We start from the raw sequence: 22,741 nt of genomic DNA, 5'->3' as shown, positions 1-22,741 counted from the left end.
CGGCGCCGGACCCGGTTCGCTGGTCGCGGTCATCCTGCCGCGGTCGCTCGACCTGGTCGTCGCGTTGCTCGCCGTGGTCAAGACCGGTGCGGGTTACGTCCCGGTCGATCCCGCCTACCCGGCCGACCGCATCGCCTACGTCCTGTCGGATTCGCGTCCGACCAGTGTGATCCTGGATTCCTCCGTCGAGATCTCCGCCGCGTCCGACCTGCCGACCGTGGTGCTGGACGGATGGGCCGTGGAGACCGGCAATATCGTCGACGCCGACGACGGGCCCGTCACCGACGACGAGCGCAACGCGCCGTTGCGCCCGGACGACATCGCCTACGTCATCTACACCTCCGGTTCCACCGGACGCCCCAAGGGCGTCGCGGTCGCGCACCGGAATGTGGTGCGGCTGTTCGCGAATACCGATCGCGACTTCGGTTTCGGCCCGGAGGACGTGTGGACGCTGTTCCACTCCTACGCCTTCGACTTCTCGGTGTGGGAACTGTGGGGCCCGCTGCTGTTCGGCGGCGCGGTCGTCGTCGTGGACTACTACACCTCGCGTTCGCCCGAACAGTTCCTGGAACTGCTGCGCGCCGAACGCGTCACGGTGCTCAACCAGACGCCGTCGGCCTTCTACCAGCTGGCCGAAGCCGATCGCAACGCCGGCTCCGACGCGTCCCCGCTGGCGCTGCGGTACGTGGTGTTCGGTGGCGAGGCGTTGGAACTGCGCAGGCTGTCCACCTGGATCGCCAGGCACGGTGACGGCGTCACCGGCGCGTCGGCCGGTTCCGGACCGCTGCTGGTGAACATGTACGGCATCACCGAGACCACGGTGCACGTGTCCTATCGCGCGTTGGACGCCGCCACCGTCGCCTCGGCGTCCGGCAGTATCGTCGGCCGCGCCATCGCGGGGCTGCGCGTCTACGTGCTCGACAGCCGCCTGCGGCCGGTTCCGGTCGGCGTCGCGGGTGAGATGTATGTGGCCGGACCGCAATTGGCGCGCGGCTACCTCGGCAGGCCCGATCTCACCACCGCCAGGTTCGTGGCGAATCCGCTCGCGGACGCGGGGGACGCCGGTTCTCGGCTGTACCGCTCGGGCGACCTCGCGCGCTGGAACCGGTTCGGTGAACTCGAATATCTCGGCCGCGCCGACGACCAGGTCAAGGTCCGCGGTTTCCGTATCGAACTCGGCGAGATCGAATCCGCGGTGCTCGCGCAGCCGGGGATCGCGCAGGCGGCGGTCGTCGTGCGCGAGGACCAGCCGGGCGATCAGCGCATCGTGGCCTACGTGGTGTCCGAACCCGAGGTCGTCCCCGATCTCGACGTGGTGCGCCAGGGCGCGGCCGAACAGCTGCCGTCCTACATGGTGCCCTCGGCGCTCGTTCGCCTCGAGTGGATTCCGCTGACCGTCAACGGCAAGCTGGATCGCAAGGCGCTGCCCGCGCCCGCCGCACAGGCGCGGGCGTTCCGCGCCCCGGTCACGCCGGTGCAGGAGACGGTCGCCGCCGTCTTCGCCGAGGTACTCGACCTGCCCAGGGTCGGCGTCGACGACGATTTCTTCGATCTCGGCGGCAACTCGCTCATCGCCACCAGGGTGGTGTCGCGGATCGGCGCGGCGCTCGGGACGTCGATCCCGGTGCGCGCCCTGTTCGAGGCGACCACCGTGGCCGCGTTGGCCGCACGGGTGGAATCGCACACCGACGGTGACGCCCGTGCCCGCCTGGTCGCCAGGCCGCGCTCCGCGGACGCGGTGGTGCCGCTGTCCTACGCCCAGCAGCGCATGTGGTTCCTGAACAAGTACGACACCTCCTCGGCCGCCTACAACCTGCCGCTGGCCATCCGGCTCTCCGGCGCGCTCGACGTCGAGGCACTGCGCCTGGCGGTCGCCGACGTGGTGCGCAGGCACGAATCGCTGCGCACCAGGTATCCCGAGCACGGCGGCACCCCGGTCCAGGTCATCGTTCCGGCCGAGGACATCGCACTGGACCTGCGTCCGGTAGCGGTGGACGCCGCGGACGCGACCGCCGCCGTCGTCGCGTTCGCCGCCACCGGATTCGATGTGGCCGAACAGGTTCCGCTGCGGGCCCGGCTCTACGAGATCGGTCCCGACGAACACGTTCTGGTCGTGGTCGTGCACCACATCGCCGGTGACGGGTTCTCCATGGGCCCGCTCTCGCGCGATGTGATGACCGCCTACACCGCCCGCAGCCAGGGCAGCGATCCCGGCTGGGCGCCGCTGACGGTGCAGTACGCCGATTTCGCGATCTGGCAGCGCGATGTGCTCGGCGCCGAGGACGATCCGGCCTCGCTGCTCGCCCGACAGGTCGAGTACTGGCAGCGCGCACTCGACGGCGTTCCCGACGAGCTGACCCTGCCCGCCGACCGTCCGCGTCCGCCGGTGGCCTCGCTGCGCGGCGCGACCGTGCACGCGGAACTGCCCGCCGACCTCGTCGCGGCGCTGGAAACCTTGGCTCGGGCGCGGGGCGCGTCGTTGTTCATGGTGATGCACAGCGCCCTGGCGGTGCTGCTCGCGCGACTGTCCGGCACCGACGACATCGCGATCGGCACGCCGATCGCGGGCCGTGGCGAACAGGCGCTCGACGATCTGGTCGGCATGTTCGTCAACACCCTGGTGCTGCGCACCGGTGTCGGTCCGGCCGAACCGTTCGGCGAACTGGTCGAGCGGGTACGCAAGACCGACCTCGACGCCTACGGCAACGCCGACGTGCCCTTCGAGCGCCTGGTCGAACTGCTCGCGCCCGAACGGTCGCAGTCGCGCAACCCGCTGTTCCAGGTGGCGCTGGCCTTCCAGAACCTCGACAGCACCGCGCTGGAATTGCCGGGTCTCCGGGTGTCGGCGCTGCCGCTGGAGGAGAACGTCGCCCGCTTCGACCTCCAGTTCACGCTGTCGGATCGGACCGGCGCCGACGGGAGCCCGGCGGGTATGGCCCTCGCGCTCACCTACGCGACCGATCTGTTCGACGAATCGACCGCGGCCGGTTTCGTGACGCGCTGGCGGCGTGTGCTCGACGCCGTCGCCGCCGATCCCTCGGTGCGGGTCGGCGCGATCGAACTGCTCGACGCCGACGAGCGCGCCGATCTGGTGGCCCGCACCGGCCCGCCCGCGATCGCCCCGCGCACGCTGCCCGACCTGCTCGCCACCGCCGTGGCCCGCGATCCGCAGGCGCCCGCCGTGATCTTCCGCGGTGTCACGACGACCTACGGTGCGCTCGACGATCGCTCGAATCGTCTGGCGCGCCTGCTGATCGCCGAGGGCATCGGCCCGGAGGACCTGGTGGCCGTCGGCGTGCCGCGTTCGTCGGATTCGGTCTTCGTCGCGCTGTCGGTGTCCAAGACCGGCGCCGCGTTCGTTCCGGTCGATCCGACCTACCCGGCCGATCGCATCGCCCACATGGTGACCGATTCCGGTTCGCCGCTCGGTATCACGGTCGCCGAGACACGGGCCGGACTGCCCGATTCGGTGCGCTGGCTGGTACTCGACGAACTGGATCTGGACGCCTTCGACGGTTCGCCGATCACCGACGCGGACCGGGTGCGCCCGCTGCGTCCGGAGCATCCTGCCTACGTCATCTACACCTCCGGTTCCACCGGCGTGCCCAAGGGCGTCGTGGTGTCGCACACCGTGCTCGCCAACTTCGCCACCGCGCAGATCGAGCACTACGGACTCGACTCCGACACGCGCGCCATGCATTTCGCGTCGCCGAGTTTCGACGCCTCGATCCTGGAACTGCTGCTCGCGCTCGGACCCGGCGGCGCGCTGGTCGTGGTGCCGACCGGCGTCTACGGCGGTGAGGAACTCGCGGAGCTGATGCGCACCGAGCGCGTCAGCGCGTCGTTCATCACCCCCGCCGCGCTGGCGACCTTCGAGACGAGCGGCCTGGATTCCTTCCGGGTGCTCGCCGTCGGCGGCGAGGCGTTGCGCCCGGAACTGGTCGTGAAATGGGCGGTCCCGCTGGCCGACGGCACGGTGCGGCGCGTCCACAATGTGTACGGCCCGACCGAGACCGCCATGGTGGTCAACATCAGCGACCCGGTGCTCCCCGGTGACCCGCTGCCGATCGGCGGCCCGATCCGCGGTATGCAATCGCTGATCCTGGACGACCGGCTGCGTCCGGTACCGGTCGGCGTCGCGGGTGAGCTCTACATCTCGGGTATCCAGCTGGCTCGCGGCTACCACGCGCGGCCCGCGCTGAGCGCCGATCGTTTCGTCGCCAACCCGTTCGTCGCCGGTCAGCGCATGTACCGCACCGGTGACGTGGTCCGCTGGACCCGTGACGGCGCGGTGGAATACGTCGGCCGTTCCGATTTCCAGGTGAAGGTGCGCGGTTTCCGCATCGAACTCGGCGAGATCGACAGCGCCCTCGCGGCGCACCCGAACGTGGATTTCGCCACGACGGTCGGCCACACGAGCGCCGCCGGCGCGGTGTCGCTGGTGTCGTATGTCATGGCGGCGCCGGGACGTTCGATTGATATCGCCGAGCTGACCGCGCGGTTGGAGGAGCGGCTGCCCGCCTACATGGTGCCGTCCTCGATCATGGTGCTCGACCACCTGCCGCTCACCCCGGTGGGCAAACTCGACCGAAAGGCGTTGCCGGAACCGGTCTTCGCGACCGAGGTCGTCTTCCGTGCCGCGCGCACACCGGTCGAGCAGACCATCGCCGAGGTCTTCGCCGAAGTGCTCGGGGTCGAGCGCGTCGGCGTCGACGATTCGTTCTTCGCGCTCGGCGGCGACAGCATCGTCTCCATCCAGTTGGTCTCGCGCGCCAAGGCGCGCGGGGTGGTGTTCACCCCGCGCAATGTCTTCGAGCAGCGGACCGTCGCGGGTCTCGCCGCGGTCGCCGAGACCGCCGAAGCGGCGGACACCGCGGTGGCGGTACTGGAGGAACTGCCGGGCGGCGGCGTCGGCGTCATGCCGCTGACACCGGTGGTGCGGTTCATGGCGCAGCGCCCCGGCTCGTTCGGCCGCTTCAACCAGACCCTCGCGCTGGAACTGCCGGTCGGCATCGACCGCGCTGGCATCGCCGCGACCGTCGGCGCGGTCATCGACCGGCACGACATGTTGCGCGCCCGGCTGTACGACGACGGCACGGATCTGGTGGTGGAAACCGCCGCGCCCGGCACCGTGGACGTGGACTCGCTCATCGAGCGGGTCGAGTTCCCGGCCTCGGCCTCCGACGACGAACTCGTCGAGATCGCCACCGCCGCACTGAATTCCGCACTGGACCGGCTCGACCCCGCGTCGGGAACGGTGATCCGCTTCGTCTGGCTCGATCCGTCCGATTCCGGTCGGATGGGCCGATTGATCGTGCTGGCGCACCACCTCGTGGTCGACGGCGTCTCGTGGCGCATCCTGGTCCCGGACCTGGTGACCGCGTGGGGCCGGTTCACCGCGGGCCAGCAGCCCGAACTCGTCGCGCCGACCACCTCCATGCGGGCCTGGGCGCACGCGCTGCGCGCGGAGGCCGAGAGCCAGTCGCGCGTGGCCGAACTCGACTTCTGGCGCACGGTCGCGAACACCCCCGATCCGCTGCTCACCGAACGGGCGATGGATCCGGCCGTCGACACCTCCGGCGTCATCGAGAAACTTCAGGTCGAGGTGTCCGCCGAGGTCACCAAGGCCCTGCTGACCACCGTGCCCGCGCTGTTCCACGGCGGCGTCAACGACGGTCTGCTCACCGCGCTGGTCCTGGCGACCGCCAAGTGGCGCTCCCGGCGTACCGCCGCGCGCGCCGACGACGCGACGCTGATCCGGCTCGAGGGCCACGGCCGCGAAGAGGACATCGTGCCCGGCGCGGACCTGTCGCGCACCGTCGGCTGGTTCACCGCGATCTTCCCGGTCCGGTTCGATCTGGCGGGCATCGACGTCGACGCCGCGCTCACCGGCGGACCCGCGCTGGGCAAGGCCGTCAAGGCGATCAAGGAACAGCTGCTCGCGGTGCCGGACAAGGGCATCGGCTACGGACTGCTGCGCTACCTGAACCCCGCGACGGCGGCCCAGCTGCCCGAAAACCTGCCCGGCCAGGTGAGTTTCAATTACCTGGGCCGCGTCTCCGACAGCGATGTGCCCGAGGCGCTGCGCGGCTTCGGTTGGGTTCCGGCCCGCGAACTCGGCGCGCTCGCGGGTTCCTACGACGCGGATATGCCCGCGATGGCACCGCTGGATGTCAACGCGATCGTGGTCGGCGACAAGCTGACCGCCAATATCGGCTACCCGTCGACCCTGCTCGACGCCGCCGCGGTGCGCGAATTCGGCGAACTGTGGACCTCGGCGCTGGAAGCGGTCGCGCGGCACGCGAATTCGGCCGACGCGGGCGGGCACACCCCCGCCGACTTCGCGCTGGTCACCACGACCCAGCGTGATATCGACGCCTGGGAGAAGCGTTTCCCGACGCTCACCGATGTGTGGCCGCTGTCCGCGCTGCAAGCGGGTCTGCTGTTCCATGCCCGTCTCGCGGCGAGTTCGGTGGACGTCTACACCGCCCAGGCCGTACTGACCCTCACCGGTCGCGTCGACGCCACCCGTCTGCGCGCCGCCGCCCAGGCTCTGGTGGATCGCTACGAGAACCTGCGCACGGCCTTCCTCACCGACCGGCACGGCAATCCGGTGCAGGTCGTGCTCGACAGCGTCCGGGTCGCCTGGGCCGAACACGATCGCGTCGAATCGGGTGAGAGCGCCGACCTGATCAAGGCCGACCGCATGCGCCGTTTCGATCTGACCGCGCCGCCGCTGATCCGGTTCACCCTCATCCGGGTCGCCGCCGACCGCTGGCAGTTCGCGGTGGCCAACCACCACATCCTGCTCGACGGCTGGTCGATGCCGCTGCTCATGCGGGATCTGCTCGCGCTCTACGCGCTGCACGCCGACACCACGGCACTGCCCGCGGTGCGCTCCTACCGCCACTTCCTCGAATGGACCGCGCAGCAGGACCACACCGCCTCGGTGGCGGCGTGGGCGCACGCGCTGCGCGGGGTCAGCGAACCGACGCTGCTGTCGCGTCCGGACGCCGGCCGCGAGATCACCACCCTGTCGGGCGAGTACTTCTTCGAACTCGACGAGGTGGCGACCACCCGACTCACCGAACTGGCGAGTTCGCTCGGCGTCACCCCCAACACGGTGCTCCAGGTCGCCTGGGGCATCCTGGTCGGCCGCATGAGCGGACGCGAGGACGTGCTGTTCGGCACCACCGTCTCCGGTCGCCCGGCCCAGCTGGCCGGGGTGGAGGCCATGGTCGGCCTGTTCATCAACACCGTGCCGGTGCGGGTGCGTTTCGATCCCGCCGAATCCGCGCGCCGACTGCTGACCCGTACCCAGGGTGAGCAGGCCGATCTGCTCGACCACCACTATGTCGGCCTGGCCGACATCCAGTCGGCCGCGGGCATGGCGGGACTGTTCGACACCCTCGTGGTCTTCGAGTCCTACCCGGTGGACGCCGACGGCATTCGCGCGCAGGCCGCCGATATCGACGGTATGGCCGTCGTCGGCCTCGACGCCGCCGACGCCACGCACTACCCGCTGACGTTGATCGCCCAGCTCGATTCGCGCCTGCGCATCCGCGCGGGTTACCTGCGCGATCTGTTCGACGAGGCGACGGTGCGCCGTATCGCCGACCGTCTGGTGCGGGTGCTGACCGCGATCACCACCGAACCCGACGTCGATGTCGGCGATATCGAACTCGTCGACGCCGCCGAACGCGAACTGGTCACCACCGGCTGGAACAACACGGCCTTCGACGTGGCGGCGGTCCTGGCGCAACGTGCGGCGGCCGTGCCGCCGGGACGGTCCGCACGGATGTCTTCCGCGCGGTCGGTGGATGTCGAACCGGTCGCGACCCTGGTCTCGCTGTTCGAGATGCAGCTGGCCAAGACGCCGGAGGCGACCGCGCTCACGTTCGAGGGGACGAATCTGTCCTACGACGAGTTCGCGGCACGGGTCTACCGCCTGGCCCGCTGGCTCATCGACCGCGGCGTCGGCCCGGAATCGTTCGTGGCGCTGGGGATGCGGCGTTCGATCGATCTGGTGGTCGGCATGTACGCCGTCACGATCGCGGGCGGCGCGTACGTGCCGCTGGACCCGGATCACCCGGCCGAGCGCACCGAATACATTCTCGCCACGGCCGATCCGGTCTGCGTGCTGACCTCGGGCAGCGATCTCGACATCGATACCGCGCAGGTCCGCATCGACCTGCTCGACCTGTCGGGACTGTCCGAACATCCGGTGACGGCGGGGGAGCGGCGCGCGCCGCTGCGTCCGTCGAACACCGCCTACGTCATCTTCACCTCCGGTTCGACCGGACGGCCCAAGGGTGTGGCGGTCTCGCATGCCGCGATCGTCAACCGCCTGGTGTGGATGCAGGCCGAATACGGACTCACCGAAGCCGACGCCGTCCTTCAGAAGACGCCGGCGACCTTCGACGTGTCGGTGTGGGAGTTCTTCTGGCCCTTGCAGATCGGCGCGCGCCTGGTGATCGCGAAGCCGGACGGTCACCGCGATCCGGCCTATCTGGCCGAGGTCATCGCGACCGAACGGGTCACCGTGACCCATTTCGTGCCGTCCATGCTCGCGGTCTTCGTGGCCGACGCCGCCGCGTCGCGCTGCGGATCGCTGCGGATGGTGTTCGCCTCGGGTGAGGCGCTCTCACCCAAACCCGCGCACCGCCTGCGCGAACTGACCGGCGCGGCCATGCACAACCTCTACGGTCCGACCGAGGCGGCCGTCGACGTCACCTATCACCGGGTGGTCACCGCCGACACCGAACTGGTCCCGATCGGCGCACCGGTGTACAACACCCAGGTCTACGTGCTGGATTCGCGGCTGCGGCCCGCTCCGGTCGGCGTCGCGGGTGAGCTCTATCTCGCGGGCGAGCAACTCGCGCGCTGCTATGTCGCCAGGCCCGACCTGACCAGTGACCGTTTCGTCGCCAACCCGTTCGATACGGCGGGATCGCGGATGTACCGCACCGGCGACCTCGTCGCCTGGAATTCCGTCGGAGAGCTGGAATACCTGGGCCGCACCGATTTCCAGGTGAAACTGCGCGGTCTGCGGATCGAACTCGGCGAGATCGAATCCGCGCTCACCGGACTCGACGAGATCGACCGGTCGGTGGTCGTCGTCCGCACCGACGCGCACGCGGGCGATCAACTGATCGCCTACGTGGTCGGGGTGGCGAACCTGCGCGTCGACACCGAACTGGTGCGCGAGGATCTCGGCAGGCAGCTGCCCGCCTACATGGTGCCCGCCGCGGTCATCGTGCTCGACGAATTCCCGCTCAACGCCTCGGGCAAGCTGGATCGCAAGGCGCTGCCCGCGCCGGTCTTCGAGGTCGCGGTCTTCCGCGCGCCGACGACACCGGTCGAGGAGATCGTCGCCGACGTCTTCGCCGATGTGCTCGGCGCCGCCCGCGTCGGACTCGACGACGATTTCTTCGCACTCGGCGGCAACTCGCTGAGCGCGACCCAGGTCGCGGCCAGGCTTTCCGCCGCGCTCGACACCGAACTCGGTGTCAGGGAACTGTTCGACGCCTCCACCGTGGTCGCGCTCGCGGCCCGGGTGGAATCGCGGGCGGGGGCGGGCGCGCGCACGGCGCTGGCGCCGCAGCAGCGTCCCGACCGGGTGCCGCTGTCGCTGGCTCAGCAGCGCATGTGGTTCCTCAACCGCTTCGACCCGGAGTCGACGGTCGACAACATCCCGGCCGCGGTGCGGCTCTCCGGTCTGCTCGACCGCCAGGCCTTGCAGATCGCGGTCGCCGACGTGCTGGCCAGGCATGAATCGCTGCGCACCTTCTACCCCGAGGTGGACGGCGCGGCCCAGCAGCAGATCGTGCCGACCGGGCAGGTCATCCCCGATCTCGCCCCGGTCGACGTCAGCGAGGAAGCGCTGCCCGCGCGGCTCGCGGACTTCGTGCAGACGGCCTTCGACGTCACCGCCGAGGTGCCGTTCCGGGCCAGGCTCTTCGAGGTCAGCCCCACCGAACACATTCTCGCGCTGGTCGTGCACCACATCTCGTCCGACGGTTTCTCCATGGGCCCGCTGACCCGCGACATCATGATCGCCTACGGCGCGCGCGTCGAAGGCGGCGAACCGTCCTGGCGTCCGCTCGAGGTGCAGTACGCGGACTTCGCGCTGTGGCAGCGCGCGGTACTCGGCGCCGAGGACGACCCGGAATCGGTGATCTCCGAACAGATCTCGTTCTGGAGCGACGAACTGCGCGCACTGCCCGAGCAGCTCGACCTGCCCGCCGACCGGCCGCGTCCCGCGGTCGCGAGCGGCCGGGGCGCCACCCACGCCTTCGATATCGACGCCGAAACCCACGCCGGGCTGGTCGAATTGGCGCGCACCCGTGGCGCGACGCTGTTCATGGTCGCGCACACCGCGCTCGCGGTACTGCTGGCGCGGCTGTCCGGCGAGGACGATATCGCCGTCGGCACCCCGGTGGCCGGTCGTGGCGAGCGCGCGCTCGACGATCTGATCGGCATGTTCGTCAACACGTTGGTGTTGCGGACCCCGGTCGAGCTCGGCGCGACGTTCACCGACCTGCTCGCCGCGGTGCGCGCCACCGATATCGCCGCGTTCGGTCATTCCGACCTGCCGTTCGAGCGGCTGGTGGAAATCCTCAACCCGGCCCGTTCGCAGGCCCGCCATCCGCTGTTCCAGGTCATGCTGTCGTTCCAGAACACCGGACAGACCAGCCTGGAATTGCCCGGCCTGACGGTCAGCGGCGTCGACCTGCCGATCGATGTGGCGAAATTCGATCTGCAACTGGTGATGTCGGAGAAACCCGCCGCCGAGGGCATCGTCGCCGAACTCATCTACGCGACCGACCTGTTCGACCCGGCCACGATGGAGGATTTCGGCAGGCGGTTCAAGCGGCTGCTCGGCGCGGTTGTCGCCGAACCCGATCGGGCGATCGGCGATATCCCGCTGCTCGACGAGCGGGAGAGTTACCGGGCGTTGCGCGGCTGGAATTCCACCGTGCGGGAGTTGGATTCGGCGAGCACGTTGGTGGCGGAGTTCGCCCGTCAGGTGTCGGTGACTCCGGACGCGGTCGCGATCGTGGATCCGGCCGGTGGTGTCACGTTGACCTACGCGGAGTTCGGTGCGCGTGTGCATCGTCTGGCTCGGCGTCTGATCGCGGCGGGTGTGGGTCCGGAGTCGTTGGTGGCCCTGGGTATCCGGCGTTCCGTCGATCTCGTGGTGGCCGCCTACGCGGTGCAGGAGGCCGGTGGCGGTTACGTGCCGCTGGATCTGGATCAGCCCGCGGAGCGGGTGGGCCACGTGCTCGAATCCGCGTCGCCCGCGTGCGTATTGACTACGGCGCGTGACGGTTTCGACGCCACCGGTATCGAGACCCTCGTGGTCGACGAACTCGACCTTTCCGGATACTCCGATGCGCCGGTCACCGATGCCGAGCGGATCGCGCCGTTGCTGGCGCAGCATCCGGCCTACGTGATCTTCACCTCCGGTTCGACGGGTCGTCCGAAGGGGGTGGCGCTGCCGCATTCGGCGGTGGTGAATCAGATCCGCTGGATCACCGGTCAGTACGGCATCGGCGCGGACGACGTGGTGCTGTTCAAGACGCCCGCGACCTTCGATGTGTCGGTGTGGGAGTTGTTCGGTCCGCTCTCGACCGGTGGCCGGATGGTCGTGGCCACGCCGGACGGTCATCGGGATCCGCAGTATCTGGCGGAGGTGATCGCGTCCGAGCGGGTGACGATGACCTCGTTCGTGCCGTCGATGCTGACCGTCTTCGCGGGTAGCGCAGACAGCGCTCTTCTGGGCTCCCTGCGCGCCTTGCTCGTCGCGGGTGAGGCCTTCACCTCCGACGCCGTCGCCGCCATCCGACGGGTCAGCTCGGCCGAGCTGTACAACCTCTACGGCCCCACCGAATTCGCCGTCCACGCGACGCACGCCCCGGTCGCCGACGACGTCTCCGGCGCGGTGCCCATCGGTCTGCCGGTGTGGAACGCGCAGGCGTTCGTGCTGGATTCGCGATTGCATCCGGTTCCGGCAGGTGTCGCGGGTGAGCTCTACCTCGCGGGTGATCAGCTGGCCCGCGGCTACTACGGCCGCACCGATCTGACATCGGATCGTTTCGTGGCGAATCCGTTCGGTGCGCCGGGTGCGCGCATGTACCGGACCGGTGACCTCGTTACCCGTGCGGCCGACGGTTCGATCGTCTACCTGGGTCGTACCGACTTCCAGGTCAAACTGCGTGGTCTGCGCATCGAACTCGGTGAGATCGAAACCGCGCTGACCGGTCACGACACCGTCGCGCAGGCGGTGGCGCTGGTCCGTTCGGACGCGCTGACCGGCGACCGCCTCGTCGCCTACGTCGTGCCCGCCCCCGGCGCGACCGTGGACATCGAGACCGTGCGCGCCCACGTGGCCTCGCGACTGCCGTCCTACATGGTTCCGGCCGCGACCGTGGTTCTCGACGAGATGCCGCTCAACGCCAACGGCAAACTGGATCGCCGCGCGCTGCCCGAGCCGGTTTTCGAGGCGCGCGAGTTCCGCGCGCCGTCGACGCCGATCGAACAGACCGTCGCCGACACCTTCGCCGACGTCCTCGGGCTGACCGGGGACCGCCCGGTCGGCCTCGACGACGATTTCTTCGACCTCGGCGGCAACTCGCTGATCGCCACCCAGGTGGCGGCCCGCCTCGGCTCGGCCCTGGACACCAGGGTGCCGGTCCGCATGTTGTTCGAAGCGCCGACCGTCGCCGGTCTGGCGACCAGGGTCGAAGCGCACGCGGGCAGCGGACGACGTCGCGAGCTGGCCGCGGGACCGCGTCCGGCCACCATTCCGCTCTCGCTGGCCCAGCAGCGCATGTGGTTCCTGAACCGGTTCGACAACCGGACCGCCGTGAACAACATCCCGCTCGCCGTCCGGCTGACCGGAACACTCGACGCCGACGCGCTGCGCCAAGCGGTCGCCGACGTGGTCGACCGGCACGAAGTGCTGCGGACGATGTACCCGCAGACCGCCGAGGGCACCGGCGTCCAGGTGGTGCTGCCCACCGGTCACGACGGTCTGGATCTGACGCCGATTCCGGTGTCGGAGGACGAGATCGCCGAACGGGTCAACGATCTGGTGCTCACCGGATTCGACGTGACCACCGAAGTTCCCGTGCGCGCCAGGCTGTTCCGGATCGCGGCGTCGATGGACGGCTCCAGCCCGGAGACGCACGTGCTGGTCTTCGTCGTGCACCACATCTCCGGTGACGGCTGGTCGGTCCGGCCGCTGGCCAGGGATGTGATGATCGCCTACGCGGCCCGTTCGCGTGGTGAGGCTCCCGGTTGGGCGCCGCTGCCGGTGCAGTACGCCGATTTCGCGCTGTGGCAGCGCGAAACCCTCGGTTCGGAAGAGGATCCGGCGTCGCTGATCGGCGAGCAGATCGCGTTCTGGTCCCGGCATCTGGCCGGACTGTCCGATCAGCTCGATCTGCCCTCGGACCGCTCCCGTCCCGCCGTCGCCTCCCACCGCGGCGACGTGTTCGAATTCGAACTCGACGCGACATTGGTCCGCGCGCTGGACGGTCTGGCCCGCGGCCACGGCGCGAGCCTGTTCATGGTCGTGCACGCCGCACTCGCGGCGCTGCTGGCCCGGCTGTCCGGCTCCGACGACATCGCGGTCGGCACCGCGGTCGCCGGACGTGGCGAGGCCGTGCTCGACGACGCGATCGGCATGTTCGTCAATACGCTGGTGCTGCGCAGCGCGGTCGATCCGGCCCTGACCGTCGCCGAACTGCTCGCCCACACCAGGGAAACCGATCTCGCGGCGTTCGGCCACGCCGACCTGCCCTTCGAGCGGCTGGTCGAAATCCTGAACCCGGCGCGGTCGCAGGCCAGGCACCCGCTGTTCCAGGTGATGCTGTCGTTCCAGAACACCGGGGAAGCCTCGTTCGAGCTGCCGGGCCTCGAGGTCGCCGGTGTCCCGCTCGACGTCGTCACCGCCAAATTCGACCTGCACCTCAACGTCTCCGACCGCCTCGCCGCGGACGGCACCTCCGACGGCATGCGCGCCGAATTCGCCTACGCGACCGATATGTTCGACGCCGCGACGGTGGCGGGCTTCGCCCGGCGACTGGTCCGGCTGCTGACCGCGATGGTCGAGAGCGACGACGCGGTGCTCGGCGATATCGACTTGCTCGACGCCGCCGAACGTCGTCAGCTCGTCACGGGCTGGAACGACACCGCCGTCGAGATCGACGCCGAGGCCACCCTCGCTTCGATGTATCGCGCGCAGGCCCTGCACGCGCCCGGCGCGACCGCGCTCACCTTCGAGGGGACGGATCTGTCCTACGGCGAGTTCGACGCCAGGGTGAACCGCCTCGCCAGGCACCTGATCTCGCTCGGCGTCGGTCCGGACACCATGGTGGCGCTGGGGATGCGGCGCTCGCTGGAACTGGTGATCGGCATGTACGCGGTGACCGTGGCCGGTGGTGCGTATGTGCCGCTCGACCCCGATCATCCGGCCGACCGCACCCACTACGTGCTCGAGACCGCGGCACCGGTCTGCGTGCTCACCACCGCGCGCGACGAATTCGACGCCGGTGACGTGCGCGCGGTCGACATCGCCGACCTGGATCTGTCGGCGTACGCGGCGGATCCGGTGACCGACGCGGATCGTCTTGCGCCGCTGCGCCCGTCGAACACCGCCTACGTCATCTTCACCTCCGGTTCGACCGGCAGGCCGAAGGGCGTCGCCGTCTCGCATGCCGCGATCGTGAACCGCCTGGTGTGGATGCAGAGCGAATACGGTCTGGTCGCCGACGACGTGGTATTGCAGAAGACCCCCGCCACCTTCGACGTGTCGGTGTGGGAGTTCTTCTGGCCCTTGCAGATCGGCGCGCGCCTGGTGATCGCCAAGCCGGACGGGCATCGCGATCCGGCCTACCTGGTCGACATCATCACCGGAACCAATATCACCGTCGCGCATTTCGTGCCATCGATGATGTCGGTGTTCGTGGCCGAAACGGGCGCCGCCCGATGCACCGGCCTGCGGTATGTCTTCGCCTCCGGCGAGGCGCTGCCCGCGGTGACCGCGCAGAAGTTGCGCGAACTCACCGGAACGGCGGTGCACAACCTGTACGGCCCGACCGAGGCCGCGGTGGACGTCACCTTCCACGAGGTGACCGATGCCGACACGGTGTCCGTGCCGATCGGCGCCCCCGTCTCGAACACGCGTGTCTACGTGCTGGATTCGCGGTTGCATCCGGTGCCGGTGGGTGTCGCGGGTGAGCTGTATCTGGCGGGTGCGCAGTTGGCGCGCGGATACGTCGCGCGTCCCGACCTGACCGGTGACCGTTTCGTCGCCGATCCGTTCGATCCGGCCGGTGCGCGGATGTACCGCACCGGTGACCTGGTGACCTGGACGGCGTCCGGTGAGCTGGAATACCTGGGCCGCACCGACTTCCAGGTGAAGTTGCGTGGTCTGCGTATCGAACTCGGCGAGATCGAATCCGCCCTCACCACCGTGGATTCGGTGGCACAGGCCGTCGTGCTCGTGCGTTCCGACGATCGTCTGGGCGATCAGCTGGTCGCCTACCTGGTCCCGGCCGCCGATCGGACGATCGACGCCGAGGCCATCCGCGCCGAACTCGCGGTCGAACTGCCCGCGTACATGGTCCCGACCGCGTTCGTGACGTTGGACGCCTTCCCGCTCAACGCCTCCGGCAAACTCGACCGCAAGGCGCTGCCCGCGCCGGTGTTCGAGGTCAAGGCCTTCCGCGCGCCGACCACCCCGGTCGAGGAGATCGTGGCGGGCATCTACGCCGACGTCCTCGGCGTGAGCCGGGTCGGTCTCGACGACGACTTCTTCGAACTCGGCGGCAACTCGCTGCTGGCCACCCAGGTCACCGCGCGGCTCGGCGCGGCACTGGACACCCAGCTGGCGGTCCGCGATCTGTTCGAGGCGTCGTCGGTGCTCGCGCTGGCCACCAGCGTCGAGCGGCTCGCGGGCTCCGGACGCACCCGGCCCGCGCTGAAAGCGATGCGGCGGCCCGATCTGGTGCCGCTCTCGCCCGCCCAGCAGCGCTACTGGTTCCTCAACCAGTTCGATACGAACGCCTCGGCGGTGGACAACATCCCGCTGGCCGTGCGACTGTCCGGCACCCTGGACGCCGGTGCGCTCGCCCTGGCCATCGGTGATGTCTTCGCCCGCCACGAGGTCTTGCGCACCACCTACCCGAGCGCCGAGGAGGGGCCGCGTCAGGTCATCCTCCCGGTGTCGGCGACCGCGCCCGAACTGATCCCGGTCGAGGTGGCCGAAGAGGATCTGATCGCGACGGTGATCCGGTTCGCGCTCACCACCTTCGATGTCACCGCCGAGGTGCCGCTGAAGGTCGCGCTGTACCGCGTCACCGGATCGGCCTCGGAAACCGCCGAGCACGTGGTCGCCTTCGTGGTGCACCACGTCGCCGCGGACGGCGCGTCGATGGGCCCGCTGGCCCGCGACCTCATGGCCGCCTACGCCGCCCGGGTCAACCGCGAAGTACCGCAGTGGGTTCCGCTGCCGGTGCAGTACGCGGACTACGCGCTGTGGCAACGCGCGGTACTCGGCTCCGAGGACGATCCGGAATCGCTCGCCGCCCAGCAGGTCGCCTACTGGCGGGCCGCGCTGGCCGGACTGCCCGATCAGCTGGAACTGCCCGCCGACCGTCCGCGTCCGCCGACGCAGTCCTTCCACGGCAAGGCGATCCGGTTCGAGATCTCCCCGCAGCGGCACGCCAAACTGCACGAGGTGGCGCGCGCCAATCACGCCTCGCTGTTCATGGTCGTGCACGCCGCCCTCGCGGTACTGCTGGCACGGCTTTCCGGCACCGAGGACATCGCGGTCGGCACCCCGATCGCGGGCCGCGGCGAACGTGAACTCGACGATCTGATCGGTATGTTCGTCAACACCCTGGTCTTCCGGACCAGCGTGCGTCCCGGCGACCGGTTCGCCGATCTGCTCGGCGACGTGCGCGAACGCGATCTGGAGGCCTTCGCCAACGCCGACGTCCCGTTCGAGCGCCTGGTCGAGGTGTTGAATCCGGAACGTTCCACCGCGCGCAATCCGCTGTTCCAGATCGGCCTGTCGTTCCAGAACCTGGCCGAGACGGCGCTGACCCTGCCCGGTCTCACCGTGAGCGCGGTCAACTTCAACTCCCAGTTGGCCAAGACCGACCTTCAGGTCACCGTCTACGACCGCTACACCGATGACGGCACTCCGGCCGAGATCATGACCGAATTCGGTTATGCCACCGACCTCTTCGACGAAGCGACGGTGCAGGGTTTCGCGGACCGGTTCGTGCGCGTACTCGACGCGGTGATCGCCGACGTGACCGTGCCGGTGGGCGAGATCGACCTGCTCGCGCCCGAGGAGAGCGAACGCATCCTCACCGCGTGGAACGACACCGACCGGCCGGTGGACACCACCGCGACGCTGGTGTCGCTGTTCGACGCCGCCGTCGCGGCCGCCGCGCCCGGCACGGTCGCGCTGGTCGCCGATCTGCCCTCCGGCGAGCGCGAGAACCTGACCTACGCCGAACTGGACGCGCGGGTCAACCGGCTCGCGCGCTATCTGATCGGACGCGGTGTCCGCACCGAGGATCGGGTCGCGCTGGCGATCCGGCGTTCGACCGATCTGGTCGTCGCCATGTACGCGGTCGCCAAATCCGGCGCCGCCTACGTGCCGGTCGACCCCGATCAACCCGCGGACCGGGTCGACTACATCCTGGCCACGGCCGCGCCGGTCTGCGTGCTGACCACCGACCGGGAATCGTTCACGACGGCGACGGCCGAATCGGTCGTCATCGACGAACTGGACCTGTCGGGCTTCTCGGCGAACCCGGTGACCCCGTCCGAGCGTCGCGGCGCACTCACCGCGGCGAACACCGCCTACGTCATCTTCACCTCCGGTTCCACCGGCCAGCCCAAGGGCGTCGCGCTGCCACACGGCGCAATCGCGAACCAATTGCTCTGGAAGAAGGCGGAATTCGGTCTCGGCAGCGAGGACGCGGTCCTGCTCAAGACCGCGGCCACCTTCGACCTGTCGGTGTGGGAATTCTGGTCGGCGGCAGTGAGCGGCGCCAGGCTCGTCATCGCCACCGCCGACGGACATCGCGATCCGACGTACCTGAACGAGTTGATGCGCGCCACGGGTGTGACCACCCTGCATGTGGTGCCGTCCATGCTCGACGCGCTGCTCACCGAATCCGAGGATCGGCTGCCCGGTTCGCTGCGCCGCGTGCTCGCCATCGGTGAGGCGCTGCCCGCCGCGACCGCGCAGCGTTTCCGTGCGGGCAACGCCGCACAGCTGTTCAACCTCTACGGCCCGACCGAGGCCGCGGTCTCGATCACCAGCCACCTGGTCACCGCGGCCGACCGGACCTCGGTGTCGATCGGCGCGCCGGAATGGAACAGCCGCGTCTACGTGCTGGACGCGCGGCTGCGGCCGGTCCCGGTCGGTGTCTCGGGCGAGCTGTACCTCGCCGGAGCGCAATTGGCGCGCGGCTACTTCGCCCGCCCCGATCTCACCACCGAACGGTTCGTCGCCGACCCGTTCGGCACGGCGGGCGAGCGCATGTACCGCACCGGCGACCTGGTGGCCTGGAACGCCGACGGCGAACTGGACTACCGGGGCCGCACCGACTTCCAGGTGAAGATCCGCGGTTTCCGTATCGAACTCGGCGAGATCGAGGCCGCGCTATTGCGTCAGCCCGCGATCGCCGCCGCGGCCGTGCTCGCGCACACCGACCCGGGTCTCGGCGACCGACTCGTCGCCTACGTGGTGCCGTTCGTCGCCGGGATCGACCCGGAGACGGGCGAACTGGACCGGCGCGCACTGCATTCCGCGCTCGCCGCCGAACTGCCCTCCTATATGGTGCCCAGCGCCTTCGTCGCGCTGGACGCCCTGCCGCTGAACGCGAACGGCAAACTCGACCGCAACGCGTTGCCGGAGCCGACCTTCGAGAAGGCGGAGTTCCGCGCGCCGACGACACCGGTCGAGCAGTTGGTGGCGGGCGTGTTCAGCGATGTGCTCGCCGTCGAGCACATCGGCGCCGACGACGATTTCTTCGCACTCGGCGGTAACAGCATCCTGTCGATCCAGCTGGTGTCGCGGGCCAAGGCGCTCGGCGTGGTGTTCAGCGTGCGCGACGTCTTCGACCAGCGCAGCGTCGCCGCACTGGCCTCGGTGGCCGACACCTCGCCCGATCCGGCACTGGAAAGGATCCGCGAACTGCCCGGCGGCGGAATCGGCGAAATCCCGCTGACCCCCGCCATGCGCGCGGTGCTCCCGGAGGGCGTCGGCTCGCCGAAGGGCGCGGGCTATCCGCGCTTCGCCCGCGCGGCCCTGCTGCCGCTGCCCGCCGCACTCGACTGGGACACCCTGCTCGAGGCGATCACCGCGATCATCGACCGGCACGACGCCCTGCGCACCCGGCTGCGCAAGGTCGGCGGCGGCTGGGAATTCGAGGCGCTCGAATCCGGCGTCCTCGATATCGAGGACATGGTGTGCGAGGCCAGGGTGGCGAAGAACGCCGACCTGTCGCAGCTCGCCGAGGCGGAATTCCGGGAGGCGGCCACCCGTCTCGATCCGGCCGCGGGCATCGTGGCGCAATTCGTGCTGTTCACCTTCGCCGACCAGCGCGACGACGAATTGCTGGTCGTCACCCACGGTTTCGTGGCCGACAGCCTGTCCTGGCAGATCCTGCTCGACGAACTGACCACGGCCGCCGATCGCCTCGGCATCGACGCGCCGCTCGCCCTTCCGCCCACCGGAACGACACTGCGGCGCTGGGCGCACAGTGTCGCCGAGGCGCCCGTCGGCGCCGACGAGGCCTTCTGGCAGCAGATCTCGGCGACGCCGGATCCGCTGCTCGGTGACCGGGCCTTCGATCCGGCGGTCGACACCGCGCGCACGGTGCGACACCTGCGCGTCGTGGTCCCCGCCGATATCACCGCGGCCCTGGTCGACACCGTTCCCGCGCTCTACCGCGCGACCGTCACCGACGGGCTGCTCTCGGCCCTGGCCGTCGCGGTGCTGCGGTGGCGCGGCGGCCGTGAGTCGACGATGCTCGTCCGGCTCGACGGTGACGGCCGCGCGGTCGACGCCGTCGCGGGCGCGGACCTCTCGCACACCCTCGGCGGATTCGCCCTCGCCCATCCGGCGCGGATCGACCTGGCCGGAACCGATCTCGACGACGCCTTCGCGGGCGGAACCGCCATGGGCACGGTCGTGAAATCGGTGAAGGAACAGCTGCTTTCGGTGCCGGACCACGGTCTCGGCCACGGGCTGGGCGACCTCGGCCAGATCGGTTTCCACTACCGGGGTGTCCTGCCCGCCGAGATCACCACCCTGCTCGATCCCGGCATGCCCGCCGCCGCGACCGTCGATATCGAGGCCACGGTGGTCACCGGTGCGAGCGGCCCGCAGCTGATCGCGTCGTTCGCCTATCCCTCCGGACTGCTCACCGAAGACCGGGTGGCCGAACTGGCCGAGCACTGGGTCGGCGCGCTCGGCGCGCTCGCCGCGCACGCGGGCAGGCCGGACGCCGGCGGCCGCACGCCGTCGGATATGCCGCTGGTCCGGGTCGGCCAGTCCGATATCGAACTGTGGGAACGCACCTACCCCGGCATGAACGAGGTGTGGCCGCTGACCCCGCTGCAATCGGGTCTGCTGTTTCACGCGCTGATGACGACGGCGACCGTCGACGTCTACACCATGCAGGCGGTCATCGACCTCGACGGTGTCGTCGACGCCGAACGCCTGCGCGCCTCGGCGCAGGGCCTGATCGACCGCTACCCCAACCTTCGCACCGCGTTCGTCACCGATTCGTCGGGTCAGGCCGTGCAGGTGGTCATGGACGGCGTCGACGTGCCGTGGCGCGAGGTGGATCTCACCTCCGAGGGCGACCAGGACGCGCGGCTGCGCGAACACCTGACCGCCGACCTCGCCGACCGGTTCGACATGGCCGCGCCGCCGCTGGTGCGTTTCACCCTGTTCCGCACCGGCGCCCAGCGGTGGCATCTGGCCATCACCACCCACCACGTCCTGCTCGACGGCTGGTCGATGCCGCTGCTGATGCAGGATCTGCTCGTGCTCTACGCACTGCGCGGCGACGGGTCGGCGCTGCCGGAGATCGCCTCCTACCGGACCTTCCTGGAATGGCTGTCCGGACGTGACCTCCAGGATTCGCTGCGGGTCTGGGCGAACGCCTTCGACGGCGTCACCGAACCCACCGAACTCGCGCCGCAACCGCGTTCGGCCGAACAGTACGAGACCGCCCACATCGTCACCGAACTCGACGTCGACCGCACGCGCACGCTGACCAAACACTGCGCCGAACTCGGCATCACGGTGAACACGCTGGTCCAGGCGGCCTGGGGCATCCTGCTCGGCAGGCTCACCGGCCGCTCCGACGTGGTGTTCGGCGCGACGGTCTCGGGTCGCCCGGCCGAACTGTCCGGGGTGGAATCCATGGTCGGCCTGTTCATCAACACCCTCCCGGTGCGGGTGCGCATCGATGACGGCGCGACCATCGGCACGCAACTGCAACGCCTGCAACGCGATCAGGCCGAACTGCTCGACCACCACTACGTCGGACTCGCCGATATCCAGCGGGCCGCGGGTGCGGGATCACAGTTCGACACGCTGTTCGTCTTCGAGTCGTACCCGATCGACCGCGAGGCGATCGAAGCCGCGAGCTCGATCGACGGCATGTCGGTGACCGGCGTGAACGTCAGCAACTCGACGCACTACCCGCTGACGCTCAAGGTGGCCGCGGAATCCACCCTCGGCATCGATGTCGAATACCTGCTCAACCGGTTCACCGCCGACGAGGTCACCACCCTGTCCACCCGTCTGGTCCGGGTACTGGAAGCGCTGCTCGGCGACCCCGCCGGGCTGGTCCGCGATATCGACATCCTCGACGACGCCGAGCGCGCCAAACTGCTCGCCGAATCCGGAATCGCCGCCGCGGCAACGGTTCCCGAGCAGAGCTTCGTCGGCGCGCGCACCGTGGCGAAGGTGCTCGCCGAAGTGGTCGAGGCCGATCCGCAGGCACCCGCACTGCTGAGTGACGGCGACGAACTCGCCTACCACGTGCTCGATCGACGGTCCTCGCAGCTGGCGCGGGTTCTCATCGCGCACGGTGCGGGCCCGGGCGATGTCGTCGCGCTGGCACTGCCCCGTTCGGTGGACCTGGTCGTCGCGGCATGGGCCGTGCAGAAGGCGGGCGGTGCCTGCCTGTTCGCCCACGGACTGTCCGAAGACGACATCATCTCCGCCGGAGCCGGTTTCGGCATCGCCGCACAGGCGAGCGCCGGAGAGGTGCGGTGGCTGGTCCCCAGCGATCCGGCGATCCAGACCGAATTGTCCGCCGCCGCGGCACATCCGGTCTCCTACGCCGACCGGGTGCGCCCGCTCGGCGAGGGCCACGCCGCCTTCGTGCAGTTGGTCGACGGCGCGAAAGCGACCCTCACCCAGACCGAAGCGCTCGACCTGGCGATCCGGGTCCGCGACGAGAACGCGATCGACTACGAATCGACCACGTTCACCACCGCCTCGGCCGGCCGCCCGGCCCTGCTGGAATTCCTCGCCACCGCCACCGCCGGCGCTCTCTCGGTGATCCCGGGTGCCGACGAGATCGCCGACGACCTCGCCGACGGCGAAGTCACCCACTGGTTCGTCGCCCCCGGCGACCCGGTCGACGCCGCCGACCCGGAGGTCCGCATCATCACCGCGGAGTAG

At 69.7% G+C, this 22,741-nt stretch carries 1 protein-coding gene (only partly in view); it reads left to right on the top strand.

Annotated elements, in window-relative coordinates; genetic code table 11:
* A protein-coding gene (locus DAT37_RS32660; protein WP_109528752.1) for a non-ribosomal peptide synthase/polyketide synthase crosses the window boundary here: on the top strand, window positions 1–22,741 show its 3' portion. The gene continues 14,426 nt to the left of window position 1, outside the view; 22,741 of the gene's 37,167 nt are visible here — the last part of the coding sequence; its start codon lies beyond the left edge, outside the window; it ends in the stop codon at window positions 22,739–22,741.

It is taken from the genome of Nocardia aurea (assembly GCF_003123685.1).
GTDB classification, from domain to species: domain Bacteria; phylum Actinomycetota; class Actinomycetes; order Mycobacteriales; family Mycobacteriaceae; genus Nocardia; species Nocardia aurea.
This window is presented reverse-complemented; position numbering and strand designations above follow the sequence as displayed.